13 protein-coding genes, 5 tRNA genes and 1 pseudogene are annotated in these 13,230 nt (G+C 69.8%); 15 read left to right on the top strand and 4 right to left on the bottom strand.

Going from position 1 to position 13,230, the window contains the following annotated elements; translation table 11 throughout:
• Positions 1–62: 62 nt before the first annotated feature.
• From AB0D48_RS11840 to AB0D48_RS11875, 8 genes are all read left to right on the top strand, one after another.
• Entirely contained in the window at positions 63–869 is an 807-nt protein-coding gene (locus tag AB0D48_RS11840; protein ID WP_362394002.1) for a fumarylacetoacetate hydrolase family protein, read from the top strand.
• Entirely contained in the window at positions 862–2,337 is a 1,476-nt protein-coding gene (gltX, locus tag AB0D48_RS11845; protein ID WP_362394005.1) for a glutamate--tRNA ligase, read from the top strand. Before AB0D48_RS11840 ends, gltX begins: the two co-directional genes overlap by 8 nt.
• A gap of 154 nt (positions 2,338–2,491) precedes the next feature.
• On the top strand, positions 2,492–3,220 hold the full coding sequence (locus AB0D48_RS11850) for an HAD family hydrolase (protein WP_362394008.1): 729 nt from the start codon (positions 2,492–2,494) through the stop codon (positions 3,218–3,220).
• Positions 3,221–3,307: 87 nt separating this feature from the next.
• Positions 3,308–3,379, top strand: a tRNA-Gln gene (locus AB0D48_RS11855).
• Positions 3,380–3,406: 27 nt separating this feature from the next.
• Positions 3,407–3,479, top strand: a tRNA-Glu gene (locus AB0D48_RS11860).
• 61 nt (positions 3,480–3,540) lie between these two features.
• Positions 3,541–3,613, top strand: a tRNA-Glu gene (locus tag AB0D48_RS11865).
• 24 nt (positions 3,614–3,637) lie between these two features.
• A tRNA-Gln gene (locus tag AB0D48_RS11870) sits at positions 3,638–3,709 on the top strand.
• A 23-nt stretch (positions 3,710–3,732) separates the two neighbouring features.
• A tRNA-Glu gene (locus tag AB0D48_RS11875) sits at positions 3,733–3,805 on the top strand.
• A gap of 165 nt (positions 3,806–3,970) precedes the next feature.
• On the opposite strand, the gene ndgR is transcribed toward AB0D48_RS11875, so the two are convergent.
• On the bottom strand, positions 3,971–4,687 hold the full coding sequence (gene ndgR / locus AB0D48_RS11880) for an IclR family transcriptional regulator NdgR (protein ID WP_007266782.1): 717 nt from the start codon (positions 4,685–4,687) through the stop codon (positions 3,971–3,973).
• 119 nt (positions 4,688–4,806) lie between these two features.
• Here ndgR and leuC point away from each other — a divergent pair, with 119 nt between their 5' ends.
• The 4 genes from leuC (at position 4,807) to AB0D48_RS11900 (ending at position 8,018) form a co-directional block, all read left to right on the top strand.
• Entirely contained in the window at positions 4,807–6,231 is a 1,425-nt protein-coding gene (leuC, locus tag AB0D48_RS11885) for a 3-isopropylmalate dehydratase large subunit (protein ID WP_362394011.1), read from the top strand.
• Positions 6,232–6,236: 5 nt separating this feature from the next.
• Entirely contained in the window at positions 6,237–6,830 is a 594-nt protein-coding gene (leuD, locus tag AB0D48_RS11890) for a 3-isopropylmalate dehydratase small subunit (protein WP_362394014.1), read from the top strand.
• Positions 6,831–6,967: 137 nt separating this feature from the next.
• Complete coding sequence (locus AB0D48_RS11895; RefSeq protein ID WP_030009267.1) at positions 6,968–7,195, top strand: hypothetical protein; 228 nt, start codon at positions 6,968–6,970, stop codon at positions 7,193–7,195.
• A 145-nt stretch (positions 7,196–7,340) separates the two neighbouring features.
• Entirely contained in the window at positions 7,341–8,018 is a 678-nt protein-coding gene (locus AB0D48_RS11900) for an HU family DNA-binding protein (protein WP_362394016.1), read from the top strand.
• Between the two features lie 345 nt (positions 8,019–8,363).
• Here AB0D48_RS11900 and cofC read toward each other — a convergent pair.
• Positions 8,364–9,017 (bottom strand): annotated as a pseudogene (cofC, locus tag AB0D48_RS11905) (2-phospho-L-lactate guanylyltransferase); the annotation flags it as partial.
• Positions 9,018–9,231: 214 nt separating this feature from the next.
• Here cofC and AB0D48_RS11910 point away from each other — a divergent pair.
• From AB0D48_RS11910 to AB0D48_RS11920, 3 genes are read left to right on the top strand one after another with little or no spacing between them, the layout of a single operon-like run.
• Positions 9,232–9,984, top strand: coding sequence for a lysophospholipid acyltransferase family protein (locus AB0D48_RS11910; protein ID WP_362394019.1), 753 nt, complete (start codon positions 9,232–9,234; stop codon positions 9,982–9,984).
• Positions 9,981–10,991, top strand: a complete 1,011-nt coding sequence (locus tag AB0D48_RS11915) for an NAD(P)H-dependent glycerol-3-phosphate dehydrogenase (protein WP_362394022.1) — start codon at positions 9,981–9,983, stop codon at positions 10,989–10,991. The genes AB0D48_RS11910 and AB0D48_RS11915 overlap by 4 nt, the downstream gene beginning before the upstream one ends.
• A gap of 39 nt (positions 10,992–11,030) precedes the next feature.
• Positions 11,031–12,188, top strand: coding sequence for a D-alanine--D-alanine ligase family protein (locus AB0D48_RS11920; protein WP_362394025.1), 1,158 nt, complete (start codon positions 11,031–11,033; stop codon positions 12,186–12,188).
• A 100-nt stretch (positions 12,189–12,288) separates the two neighbouring features.
• On the opposite strand, the gene AB0D48_RS11925 is transcribed toward AB0D48_RS11920, so the two are convergent.
• Both AB0D48_RS11925 and AB0D48_RS11930 read right to left on the bottom strand, forming a co-directional pair.
• A complete protein-coding gene (locus AB0D48_RS11925) occupies positions 12,289–12,771 on the bottom strand; it encodes a DUF3515 domain-containing protein (RefSeq protein WP_362394028.1) in 483 nt (160 codons plus the stop codon).
• A 22-nt stretch (positions 12,772–12,793) separates the two neighbouring features.
• Positions 12,794–13,027: an Lrp/AsnC ligand binding domain-containing protein gene (locus AB0D48_RS11930; protein ID WP_073911116.1), complete on the bottom strand. Its 234-nt coding sequence runs from the start codon at positions 13,025–13,027 to the stop codon at positions 12,794–12,796.
• Positions 13,028–13,230 lie beyond the last annotated feature (203 nt).

Below are 13,230 nucleotides of genomic sequence, written 5' to 3' on the forward strand. Positions count from 1 at the left end.
GCCGCGTTAGCCTGGAGCCGCAGACTCCAGCCAGCGGAAATACAGAGGGGCAGACGCAGCACGTGCGCATCGCCAGGTTCTCGATCGACGGCAATGTCGCGTTCGGCGCGGTCGAGGGCAGCACTGCCCCCGGCGCCGAGGGTGAGCTCGTCCTCGACATCATCAAGGGCATTCCGTTCGCGGACTTCGAGCTCTCAGGCACGAAGGTCCCGCTGAGCAAGGTCAGGCTGCTGCCGCCCGTGCTCCCGAACAAGGTCGTGGCCATCGGCCGCAACTACGCGGAGCACGCGGCAGAGCTCGGCAACGCCATCTTCGACGATCAAGGCCGTCCGGATGCGCCGATCACCTTCTTCAAGCCCTCCACCTCGGTGGTCGGCCCGGGCGACCCGATCACGTACCCCTCCTTCTCCCAGGACCTCCACCACGAGGCGGAGCTCGCCGTGGTCATCGGCCGCATGTGCCGCGAGGTCCCGAAGGAGCGCGTCAAGGACGTGATCCTCGGCTACACCTGCGCCAACGACGTCACCGCGCGCGACGTCCAGCAGCGGGAGAAGCAGTGGGCCCGCGCCAAGGGCTTCGACAGCTCCTGCCCCCTCGGCCCCTGGATCGAGACCGACCTGGACCCGAGCGACCTGACCATCCAGTGCACCGTCAACGGCGAACAGCGCCAGCTCGGCCGCACCAGTGACATGGTCCGCTCCATCGAGGACCTGATCGTCCACATCACCGAGGCCATGACGCTGCTCCCGGGTGACGTCATCCTCACGGGGACCCCGGCCGGAGTCGGCCCCCTCAACGTCGGCGACGAGGTCGCCGTCACCATCGAAGGCATCGGCACTCTCACCAACAAGGTGATCAAGCGTGGCTAACGCGAACGTCCGCGTACGTTTCTGTCCCTCCCCGACCGGCAACCCCCACGTGGGCCTGGTCCGGACCGCCCTCTTCAACTGGGCGTTCGCCCGCCACCACGGCGGTACGTTCGTCTTCCGCATCGAGGACACCGACGCGGCCCGCGACTCCGAGGAGTCGTACGAGCAGCTGCTCGACTCGCTGCGCTGGCTCGGCTTCACCTGGGACGAGGGCCCCGAGGTCGGCGGCCCGCACGCCCCGTACCGCCAGTCCCAGCGCATGGACATCTACGCGGACGTCGCCCAGCGCCTGCGCGACGGCGGTTACGCGTACGACTGCTACTGCACCACCGAGGAGCTGGACGCGCGCCGCGCCGCCGCCCGCGCGGCCGGCAAGCCCTCCGGCTACGACGGCCACTGCCGCGAGCTGACCCAGGTGCAGCTGGAGGCCTTCCAGGGCGAGCACCGCTCCTCGATCGTCCGCTTCCGGATGCCCGACGAGCCGATCACCTTCACCGACCTGGTCCGCGGCGAGCTGACCTTCAGCCCGGAGAACGTGCCGGACTTCGGCATCCTGCGGGCCAACGGCGCCCCCCTGTACACGCTGGTCAACCCGGTCGACGACGCGCTGATGCAGATCACGCACGTGCTGCGCGGCGAGGACCTGCTGTCCTCCACCCCGCGCCAGATCGCGCTCTACAAGGCGCTGATGGAGCTGGGCGTCGCCACGGGCATCCCGGAGTTCGGCCACCTGCCGTACGTGATGGGCGAGGGCAACAAGAAGCTCTCCAAGCGCGACCCCGAGTCCTCGCTCAACCTGTACCGCGAGCGCGGCTTCCTCCCCGAGGGCCTGCTGAACTACCTCTCGCTGCTCGGCTGGTCCTTCTCCAAGGACCAGGACATCTTCTCGATCGAGGAGATGGTGGCGAAGTTCGACATCCCGGACGTCAACGCGAACCCGGCGCGCTTCGACATCAAGAAGGCGGAGGCGATCAACGCCGACCACATCCGCCTGCTGGACCCGAAGGCCTTCGCGGACGCCTGCACCCCGTGGCTCCAGGCCCCGCACGCCAACTGGGCGCCCGAGGACTTCGACGCCGAGGCCTGGGCGCGCATCGCGCCGTACGCCCAGACCCGCGTGACCGTCCTGTCGGACATCACGGCCAACGTCGACTTCCTGTTCCTGAAGGAGCCGGTCTCCGACCAGGCCTCGTGGGACAAGGCGATGAAGGGCGAGCCGGCGGCGCTGCTCACCACCGCGCGCGAGAACCTCCGGGCCGCCGACTGGTCGGACCCCGAGTCCCTCAAGCAGGCCGTCCTGACCGCCGGCGAGGCCCACGGCCTCAAGCTCGGCAAGGCCCAGGCCCCGGTCCGCGTGGCCGTCACGGGCCGCACCATCGGCCTGCCGCTCTTCGAGTCCCTGGAGATCCTGGGCAAGGAGAGGTCCCTGGCCCGCATCGACGCGGCCCTGGCCAAGCTCGCCGCGTAGGCGGCACCAGTACCCGTACGTCCCGCAGGGGGGCGGCGGCCGGACCCCGGCCGCCGCCCCCCTGCGGCGTTCCCCGCGCCGCCCCCGGCACTGTTCACGATCTTTCTTTCCCGTCCCGCCCCCGGCGGACGGGCGCCGGGCGTAGGCTCGGCCCATGCCGATCCGCGCCGTGCTGTGGGACATCGACGACACCCTCTTCGACTACACGGGGGCCGATGCCGCGGGGCTCGCGCGCCAGCTGGAGTCCGCCGGGATCGCGGAGCGGTACGGGACCCCCGCGCAGGCGCTGGCGCTGTGGCGGCGGATCACCGACCGGCACTGGGCGCGTTTCGCGGCCGGCGAGGGCACGTTCCAGGGACAGCGCCAGGAGCGGGTGCGGGAGTTCCTCGGGGAGCCCGGAATGACGGCCGACGAGGCGGACGCCTGGTTCGACCGGTACATCGCGCACTACAAGACCGCCTGGTCCGTCTTCCCCGACGTGGTGCCCGCGCTGGACGCCCTCGCCGCCGACTACCGGCACGGGGTGCTCACCAACTCCTCCACCGTCAACCAGGACCCCAAGCTGCGTGACCTCGGCCTGCGCGACCGCTTCGAAGTGCTGGTCTGCGCCGTTGAGCTCGGCGTCAGCAAGCCCGAGGCGGGAGCCTTCCTGGCCGCCTGCGAGGCGATGGCGCTGCTGCCGGGCGAGGTGGCGTACGTGGGTGACCAGCCGGAGATCGACGCGCGCGGGGCGCGGGACGCCGGGCTGCTGGCGATCTGGCTCGACCGTGACGGCGGCCGTGGGGACGGGCCCGACGGCGTGCACCGCATCGCCGGACTTGAGGGGCTCCCGGAGCTGCTGGCACGGGATACCCGTTTTGGAGCACGGTCAGGCATCCGGTAATGTTCTTTCTGCGCCGCCGGAGCGGGCCGAAAGGCCGGACGGAGGCGACACCAAAGAAGGAAAACCCCGCAGGGGGTTGACTTTTGGTGGGGTATAGTGTAATTGGCAACACGAGGGTTTCTGGTTCCCTTATTCTAGGTTCGAGTCCTGGTACCCCAGCGCAGTGCAGTAGTAACGCAGTGCTTTGCCCCCGTTGTGTAGCGGCCTAGCACGCCGCCCTCTCAAGGCGGTAGCGCCGGTTCGAATCCGGTCGGGGGTACAGATCCTTCCCGCGAGATCTCCAGGGTCGCACCCGGACGTCTTGATGCAGGATCGCTAGGGCCCCCGTTGTGTAGCGGCCTAGCACGCCGCCCTCTCAAGGCGGTAGCGCCGGTTCGAATCCGGTCGGGGGTACTGTTGGTCTGGTCTAGACCACTTTGGGCTATAGTGTAATTGGCAACACGAGGGTTTCTGGTTCCCTTATTCTAGGTTCGAGTCCTGGTAGCCCAGCGCAGTAACAGCAACACCAGCTAGCCCCCGTTGTGTAGCGGCCTAGCACGCCGCCCTCTCAAGGCGGTAGCGCCGGTTCGAATCCGGTCGGGGGTACGCATCGAAGAGGCCCTCCGCGTTCATCGCGGAGGGCCTCTTCGCCGTTCGTGCCGACACGGGCGGCGTCGACGTAAGTACGGGCCCGGAGGCGCGTGTTCGGACGTGTGCGGCGTCGTACGCGCCCCCGGGCCCGGGGGTGAACAAAGGGGCAGGTCGGTCAGGTCAGCCGGAGCGGCGCAGCGCCTCCGTGAGACGGGCGGCCGCGTCGATGACGGCCTGGGCGTGCATCCGGCCCGGGTGGCGGGTCAGGCGCTCGATGGGCCCGGAGACCGATACCGAGGCCACCACGCGGTTCGACGGCCCGCGCACCGGCGCCGATACGGAGGCCACACCGGGCTCCCGCTCGCCGATCGACTGCGCCCAGCCCCGGCGCCGTACGCCCGAGAGCGCCGTCGCCGTGAAGCGCGCGCCCTGCAGGCCGCGGTGGAGCCGCTCGGGCTCCTCCCAGGCCATCAGGATCTGCGCGGCCGAGCCCGCCTTCATGGGCAGGGTGGAGCCCACCGGGACGGTGTCCCTCAGGCCCGACAGCCGCTCGGCGGCCGCCACGCAGATGCGCATGTCTCCCTGACGGCGGTAGAGCTGTGCGCTCTCGCCCGTCACGTCACGGAGGTGGGTGAGCACGGGTCCGGCCGTGGCCAGCAGGCGGTCCTCGCCGGCCGCGGCGGCGAGCTCCGCCAGCCGCGGACCGAGGATGAACCGGCCCTGCATGTCCCTCGCCACCATCCGGTGGTGTTCCAGTGCCACGGCAAGGCGATGTGCCGTGGGTCGTGCGAGCCCTGTCGCCGCGACCAGCCCGGCGAGGGTGGCCGGACCGGACTCCAGTGCGCTCAGTACCAGAGCTGCCTTGTCGAGAACGCCGACGCCGCTAGAGTTGTCCATGAAACGATATTCACGTCTCACACTGTGAAACGCAAGTTCAATTTTTCCAAGAACCAGCGAGTCTGTATGTACGGGTCCACGAACCACTGGGTCCGGGACGGTGAGCCGGAGGGATAGCGATGGGTAGGACACTCGCGGAGAAGGTCTGGGACGACCATGTCGTCCGGCGCGCCGAAGGCGAGCCCGACCTCCTCTTCATCGATCTGCACCTGCTGCACGAGGTGACCAGCCCCCAGGCCTTCGAGGGCCTGCGCGAGGCCGGCCGCAAGGTCCGACGCCTCGACCTCACCATCGCGACCGAGGACCACAACACCCCCACCTTGGACATCGACAAGCCGATCGCGGACCCGGTCTCCCGGGCCCAGCTGGAGACGCTGCGCAAGAACTGCTCCGAGTTCGGCGTACGTCTGCACTCGCTCGGCGACGTCGAGCAGGGCGTCGTCCACGTCGTCGGACCGCAGCTGGGCCTGACCCAGCCCGGCACCACCGTGGTCTGCGGTGACTCCCACACCTCCACGCACGGCGCCTTCGGCGCGCTGGCCTTCGGCATCGGCACCAGCCAGGTCGAGCACGTGCTGGCCACCCAGACGCTGCCGCTGGCCCGCCCGAAGACGATGGCGATCACCGTCACCGGCGCGCTGGCCGAGGGCGTCACCGCGAAGGACCTGATCCTGGCGATCATCGCCAAGATCGGCACCGGCGGCGGCCAGGGGTACATCCTGGAATACCGCGGCGAAGCCATCGAGAAGCTGTCGATGGAAGCCCGCATGACCATCTGCAACATGTCTATCGAGGCCGGCGCCCGCGCGGGCATGATCGCCCCCGACCAGACCACCTTCGACTACCTGGAGGGCCGTGACCACGCCCCGAGGGGCGAGGAGTGGGACGCGGCCGTCGCGTACTGGAAGACGCTGCGCACCGACGACGACGCGGTCTTCGACGCCGAGGTCGTCATCGACGGCACCACGCTGACCCCGTTCGTCACCTGGGGCACCAACCCGGGCCAGGGCGCGCCGCTGTCGGCCAGCGTCCCCGACCCCGCTTCGTACGAGGACGCTTCGGAGCGCCACGCCGCCGAAAAGGCCCTGGAGTACATGGGGTTGACCGCCGGCCAGCCGCTGCGCGACATCAAGGTCGACACCGTCTTCGTAGGTTCCTGCACCAACGGCCGCATCGAGGACCTGCGCGCCGTCGCCGGGATCATCGAGGGCCGCAAAGTCGCCGACGGCGTACGGATGCTGGTGGTCCCCGGCTCGGTCCGGGTCGCCCTGCAGGCCGTGGAAGAGGGCCTGGACAAGGTCTTCAAGGAGGCCGGCGCCGAATGGCGGCACGCGGGCTGCTCGATGTGTCTGGGCATGAACCCCGACCAACTGGCCCCCGGTGAGCGCTCCGCGTCCACCTCCAACCGCAACTTCGAGGGCCGCCAGGGCAAGGGCGGGCGCACCCACCTGGTCTCCCCGCAGGTGGCCGCCGCCACCGCGGTACTGGGCCATCTGGCCTCGCCCGCCGACCTGTCCGACGCCCACGCGACCGCCGGAGTCTGAGAACCATGGAAGCCTTCACCACCCACACCGGCCGGGCCGTACCGCTGCGCCGCAGCAACGTCGACACCGACCAGATCATCCCGGCCCACTGGCTGAAGAAGATCACCCGCGACGGGTTCGAAGACGGGCTCTTCGAGGCCTGGCGCAAGGACCCGGAGTTCATCACCAACCGGCCGGAGCGCGCCGGCGCGACCGTGCTGGTCGCCGGCCCCGACTTCGGCACCGGTTCCTCGCGCGAGCACGCCGTCTGGGCGCTGCAGAACTTCGGCTTCAAGACGGTCATCTCCTCCCGCTTCGCCGACATCTTCCGCGGGAACTCGCTGAAGAACGGCCTGCTGACCGTCGTCCTGCCCCAGGAGACCGTCGACCGGCTGTGGAAGCTGACCGAGGCCGACCCCACCGCCGAGATCACCGTCGACCTGGTCGACCGCCAGGTGCGGGCGGAAGGCATCGAGGCGGAGTTCGAACTCGACGACAACGCCCGATGGAGGCTGCTGGAGGGGTTGGACGACATCTCGCTCACCCTTCAGAACGAAGCGGACATCGCCACGTACGAAAGCGCCCGACCGGCCTTCAAGCCGCGTACGATTCAGGGCTGATTCCAGCCTGATCAGCGCTTATTCACCTTTGGGTGATCACATCGACAACGCTGTGCCCCCCACCGGATGGTGGGGGGCACAGCTGTGTGTTGAGGCCCCGTGAGGCGACAACTCGCCCCAGATGGCACAATCTGTGCATGGAACGCGACAGTCAACTTGAGCTCTACGAACTCGTCGCGGACCGGTTGAAAGAAGCACACACAAGGGTTCGCTCACTGCAAGTCCCGGAGGGCGTAAGGATGGCGCTGTCCCGGAAGCTGTTGGTCGTCACGGCCGCGGCGAAGCACGATCTCGCCGATGCGGCAAGGCGCCTGGACAGGTTGATGAAGGACCTCGACGAGGGTCGATTCCCTGAAGGCGACTGATGCGAAGGAACTCCGTAACGGCCTACAGCGTTGCGGCACTAGGGTGATTAGCCCGTTTCGTGTTTGATTTGCGGTATATATCCGCCTAACGTGCGAAATAAGCTTGAACACATTCGTTCTGGCGAAGTCTCCGAAGGGGAAGACGTTGAACAAGGCGCAGCTCGTAGAAGCGATTGCCGACAAGCTGGGCGGCCGTCAGCAGGCCGCGGACGCTGTCGACGCGGTACTGGACGCTATTGTCCGCGCTACCGTCGCGGGCGACCGGGTCTCGGTCACGGGCTTCGGCTCGTTCGAGAAGGTCGACCGTCCGGCCCGTTACGCCCGCAACCCGCAGACCGGAGAGCGCGTCCGGGTCAAGAAGACCTCGGTGCCCCGCTTCCGTGCGGGCCAGGGGTTCAAGGACCTGGTCAGCGGCACCAAGAAGCTGCCCAAGGGCGGCGAGGTGTCGGTGAAGAAGGCGCCCAAGGGCAGCCTCACCGGTGGTGCTTCCGCGACGGTCAAGAAGGCCGCCGCGAAGAAGGCCACCACCGCCAAGAAGGCGGCCGCGAAGACCACGGTCGCAAAGAAGACCACGGCCAAGAAGACCACCGCGACCGCCAAGAAGGCGGCGGTGAAGAGCACGGCCACCGCCAAGAAGGCGACGGCCACGGCGAAGAAGGCCGCGACCGCCAAGAAGGCCGCCCCGGCGGCGAAGAAGACCACCGCCACCGCGAAGAAGACCGCTCCGGCCGCCAAGAAGGCCACCGCAGCGACGAAGGCGCCCGCCAAGAAGACGGCGACGCGCAAGGCCACCGCGAAGAAGACGACCGCCCGCAAGAAGTAGGGGCACGAGTCACACACGCCGGGCCGGTTTCCCCGCGGGGGAAGCCGGCCCGCGGTGCGTTCTTCGCAGGTCAGAAGCGTAGAAGGGCGAAGGGCAACGTGCAGAACGCCGGAGGGTCAGCGCGCCGGACGGACAGAACGGTCAGAAGGTCTGCAGCGTGACCAGGGTGATCCGCAGGCTCGCGCCCTCGCCGTCCGTCTCGATCCGCACCCGCTGCCCGGGCCGCAGCAGCCGCAGGCCGCCCGCGTCGAAGGCCGGGGCCTCGAAGGGCACCGGGGTGCCGTCGTCCAGCAGCACACTGCCGCTGCGGGTCTGGGAGTCGTACGTGTACGCGGTCGCCTGCATACCGGCACTGTATCGGGCCGTGTGAGGCCCCACCCCGAGGGCGAGTGCCGTCCGCAGATCCCGCGCCGTGTCCACGTCCCGGCGCACGCTGTCCACTCCCGACAGGGCGATTTCCACCGCTCCCGACGCCGAATGCCTGGCCCGTGAGGGACCGCCGAACGAGGGTGCCAATTCCACGTCCGGAGCAGCGGAAAGCAACGTCGTGCCGATTCCGGCCGCATCCGCCAGAAATGCCCGGGGAAATGCCGAAGCGGTTTCGAGCACGCGTAGCAATTCGGGCGCCCGCAGCGCCGGCAGATCCGCGTTCATCGCGGCCACGGCAGCCCCGGGCCGGCCCGCCCGTATCTCCCGGGCCCCGTGGGCCAGCGCCGCGTTGAGCCCGGCCCCCGGGGCGTCCGCGACGATCCGCGCGCCGAGGCGGGCCAGTTCCGCACCGGCCTCGGCGTCGTCCGTGACGACCACCACATCGGCGACCGCGGCGCAGGCCAGCGCCCCCGCCACGGTGTCCTGGGCGAAGGCGAGCGCGAGCCCCGGGCGGGAGGCGCCGACGGCCGCCGCGAGACGGCTCTTGGCCACTGCCAGAGGCTTCAGCGGGACCACCAGGCTCCAGACGGCGTTCGTGACCGACCCCTCCCCTCCGGTGAGCTCCGGCACAACCCCTGCCCATGGGCAGGTCATGGCCGGGTCATGTGTCGGCCCATTGTCCCCTCAGCCCCGGCGGCCCGGGATCCGGTGGCCTGAGCGGGGCGTACGGTGTTCTCGACAGAGACCGGGCCTGGGGCGACACTTGTCCGTCGACGAGGTGCCCAAGCTCCCCCAGCCACCGCTGGGAGGTACCCCCGGACCGGTCCTAGAGGAAGGTGTCCGAGTGTCCCGCCGCAGAATCGGCTTCTGGTACCGCCTGGCGGCGGTCATCGCAAAACCGCCGCTGGTAGTGCTCTTCAAGCGGGACTGGCGGGGAATGGAGCACATTCCGGCCGAAGGTGGATTTATCACCGCGGTCAATCACAACTCGTATCTGGACCCGCTCTCCTACGCGCACTTCCAGTACAACACCGGCCGGGTACCCCGATTGCTCGCCAAGGCGGCGCTCTTCAAGGTCCCCATTGTCGGCGCGATCCTGCGGGGCAGCGGCCAGATCCCGGTCTACCGGGAGAGCACCAACGCCCTGGACGCATTCCGGGCCGCGGTGGACGCGATCGAGCGCGGCGAATGCGTGGCCTTTTACCCGGAGGGCACCCTCACCCGCGACCCCGACATGTGGCCGATGGCCGGCAAGACCGGCGCCGCCCGGGTCGCGCTGATCACCAGGGCTCCCGTCATTCCGGTGGCCCAGTGGGGCGCGAACCTCGCGATGCCGCCCTACGCGCGGGAGAACAAGGTCCAGCTCTTCCCCCGCAAGACCCTCCAGGTGCTGGCCGGACCGCCCGTCGACCTCTCCGCGTACTACGACCGGGAACCCACCCCGGAAGTGCTCAAGGAGGTCACCGAGGTCATCATGGCGGCCATCACCGGGCTGCTGGAGGAGGTGCGGGGAGAGCCCGCGCCCGAGCGGCCGTACGACCATCGCAAGGCCAGGGCGGAACAGCGGCGCAAGGCCGCGGGGGAGGGCAAGAAGTGACACGTCCCGTGAAGGCTGCCGTATTCGGAACCGGCTCCTGGGGCACCGCCTTCGGCATGGTGCTCGCCGACGCCGGCTGCGAGGTGACCCTGTGGGGGCGCCGCCAGGAGCTGGCCGACGCCGTCAACACCGGCCGGACCAACCCCGACTACCTCCCGGGGATCGAACTCCCCGGGAACCTCCGCGCCACCACCGACCCGGCAGAGGCCGCGCGCGGCGCCGACTTCACCGTCCTCGCCGTCCCCTCCCAGACCCTGCGCGGCAACCTCGCCGAATGGGCACCGCTGCTGGCCCCCGACACCGTGCTCGTCTCCCTGATGAAGGGCATCGAACTCGGCACCGCCAAGCGGATGAGCGAGGTCATCGAAGAGGTGGCCAAGGTCCCGTCGGCGCGCGTCGCCGTCGTCACCGGCCCCAACCTGGCCCGCGAGATCGCCGCCCGGCAGCCCGCCGCCTGCGTCGTCGCCTGCGTGGACGAGGCCGTGGCGCAGCGCCTCCAGGCCGCCTGCCACACCCCGTACTTCCGCCCGTACACCAACACCGACGTCGTCGGCTGCGAGCTCGGCGGCGCAGTCAAGAACGTCATCGGCCTCGCCGTCGGCATCGCGGACGGCATGGGCCTGGGGGACAACACCAAGGGCTCGCTCATCACCCGCGGCCTCGCCGAAACGACCCGGCTGGGCCTGGCGATGGGCGCGGACCCGCTCACCTTCTCCGGCCTCGCGGGCCTCGGCGACCTGGTCGCCACCTGCTCCTCGCCGCTCTCCCGGAACCACACCTTCGGCACCAACCTCGGCCGCGGGATGACCCTGGAAGAGACCATCGCGGTCACCAAGCAGACCGCCGAGGGGGTCAAGTCCTGCCAGTCCGTGGCCGATCTGGCCCACCGGTACGGAGTGGACATGCCCATCACCGAGACCGTGGTGGACATCGTCCACCACGGCAAGCCGACCCTGGTCGCGCTGAAGGAACTGATGGGACGCAGCGCCAAACCGGAACGCCGCTGACTCCATTCCGGACGTCTGAGCGGGTACCCTCGTGGCGATATGAGCAGCGAGAACCTCCCCCAGACCCCTGAGCAGCAGGGCCGCAAGCCCCGCGTGGCCGTCGTGTTCGGCGGCCGCAGCTCGGAACACGCCATCTCGGTCGTCACGGCGGGCGCGGTGCTGCGCTCCATCGACCGCTCCAAGTACGAGGTGCTGCCCATCGGCATCACCACGGACGGCCGGTGGGCACTGACCGCCGACGAGCCCGCGCGGATGGCCATCGCCGACCGCAAGCTCCCGAGCGTCGAGGAGCTCGCCGACTCCGCCGAAGGCGCCGTCGTGCTCTCGGTCGACCCCGCAAGCCGCGAGGTCGTCTACACCGAGCCGGGCGCCGTCCCCAAGGCCCTGGGCGAGGTCGACGTCGTCTTCCCCGTGCTGCACGGCCCTTACGGCGAGGACGGCACCCTGCAGGGCCTCCTGGAGCTGTCAGGGGTGCCGTACGTCGGCTCGGGCGTCCTCGCCTCGGCCGTGGGCCAGGACAAGGACTACATGAAGCGGGTGTTCACGTCCTTCGGGCTGCGCGTCGGCCCGTACGTGACCATCCGCCCCCGCGAGTGGGAGGCCGACCGGGACGCCGCCGAGGCGAAGATCCTGGACTTCGCCGCCGAGCACGGCTGGCCGCTGTTCATCAAGCCCGCCCGGGCCGGCTCCTCCATCGGCATCACCAAGGTCGACGACGCCTCCGGGCTGGACGCGGCGGTCCGCGAGGCCCGGCGCCACGACCCGAAGATCATCGTGGAGGCGCTGCTGCGCGGCCGCGAGATCGAGTGCGGCGTCCTGGAGTTCGAGGACGGTCCGCGCGCGAGCGCGCCCGCCGAGATCCCGCCGGTCTCCAGCCACGACTTCTACGACTTCGAGGCGAAGTACATCGACTCGGCCTCCGGGATCGTGCCGGCCCCGCTCACCCCGGAACAGACCGCCGAGGTGCAGCGGCTCGCGATCGAGGCCTTCGAGGCCGCGTCCTGCGAGGGCCTGGTGCGCGCCGACTTCTTCCTCACCGAGGACGGCGAGTTCGTCATCAACGAGATCAACACGATGCCGGGCTTCACCCCGATCTCCATGTACCCGCGGATGTGGCAGGAGTCGGGCATCGAGTACCAGGAGCTCGTGGACCTGCTGATCCAGGCCGCCCTGCGCCGCTCCACCGGGCTGCGCTAGCCGCCCCGGACCCGCACACCCGACCGCCCGCCGGGCCCGCCCTCAAAAGGACGGCTCGGCGGGCGGCGGTGTGCTCGGCAGGGGGTCGGCAGGACGGGGGTCAGTAGGACGAGATGCCCTCGGGCACGGTCCTGGCGACGGCGGTGGACAGCCCGACCAGCATCCCCGCGTCCGTGGCATGCTCCTTGTCGACCCGGACCTCCGTGTACGCCTTCCGCATCCCGGTGGTGAAGCGGAAACCGCCGTCCGGGAGCTTCTCCAGCAGCCAGGCCACCCCGTTCACGTGGACGCCCTCCTGCTCGGGATCAGCCATCTTGGGGGGCTTGGGGATACCGCACCGCAGTACGATCGCCGAGCCGCCCCACGCGGCGGTCAGACCGGACTCCGGCTCGGTCGGGGTCCGCGCCAGGCCGGCCACCGTCTCCGGGAGGTCCTCGTGCAGTGCTGCACAGAACCCCGCGACGGCGGCGGGCGGCGTGGGCGGCGGGTCCACCCGGGCCTCGGAATCGCCCGGGGCACAGCCCGCGAGGGCCAGCAGAGCCAGCAGAGCGGGCAGACGGACGGGCCGGTGGTGGAGGGACATCACCGGCCAAGAGTAGACGGGGCTACAGATGGACCACCGGGCAGGTCAAGGTGCGGGTGATCCCCTCCACCTGCTGGACCTTGGCCACGACCATGCGGCCGAGTTCGTCCACGGTGTCGGCCTGGGCGCGCACGATCACGTCGTACGGGCCCGTCACGTCCTCGGCCTGGATCACCCCCGCGATCTGGCCGATGGACTCGGCGACGAACGACGCCTTGCCCACTTCGGTCTGGATAAGGATGTACGCCTGTACCACGGAACCTCCAGGGCGGCCACGAGGATCATTTCCCCTAACCTTCGGGTGGGACTCCCGGGGGAAGAAGAGACGCCACGGTACCGCGTCGCCGTGCGCCACGGGGAGACCTGCGGGCCCGGCGCCACGCACAGCGGGGCGTACGGAGAGCAGAAGTTGACGTATCTGTTGACGGTACCCAGAGCTGTGACGGCTCGCGACCGCAA

It is taken from the genome of Streptomyces sp. NPDC048269 (assembly GCF_040652395.1).
Taxonomy (GTDB): Bacteria; Actinomycetota; Actinomycetes; order Streptomycetales; family Streptomycetaceae; genus Streptomyces.

Excerpts from the sequence above, each read along its gene's own strand:
- AB0D48_RS11850 (WP_362394008.1), top strand. The coding sequence starts at position 2,492 with ATGCCGATCCGCGCCGTGCTGTGGGACATCGACGACACCCTCTTCGAC.
- ndgR (WP_007266782.1), bottom strand. The coding sequence starts at position 4,687 with ATGGACAACTCTAGCGGCGTCGGCGTTCTCGACAAGGCAGCTCTGGTA.
- leuC (WP_362394011.1), top strand. The coding sequence starts at position 4,807 with ATGGGTAGGACACTCGCGGAGAAGGTCTGGGACGACCATGTCGTCCGG.
- leuD (WP_362394014.1), top strand. The coding sequence starts at position 6,237 with ATGGAAGCCTTCACCACCCACACCGGCCGGGCCGTACCGCTGCGCCGC.
- AB0D48_RS11895 (WP_030009267.1), top strand. The coding sequence starts at position 6,968 with ATGGAACGCGACAGTCAACTTGAGCTCTACGAACTCGTCGCGGACCGG.
- AB0D48_RS11920 (WP_362394025.1), top strand. The coding sequence starts at position 11,031 with ATGAGCAGCGAGAACCTCCCCCAGACCCCTGAGCAGCAGGGCCGCAAG.
- AB0D48_RS11925 (WP_362394028.1), bottom strand. The coding sequence starts at position 12,771 with ATGTCCCTCCACCACCGGCCCGTCCGTCTGCCCGCTCTGCTGGCTCTG.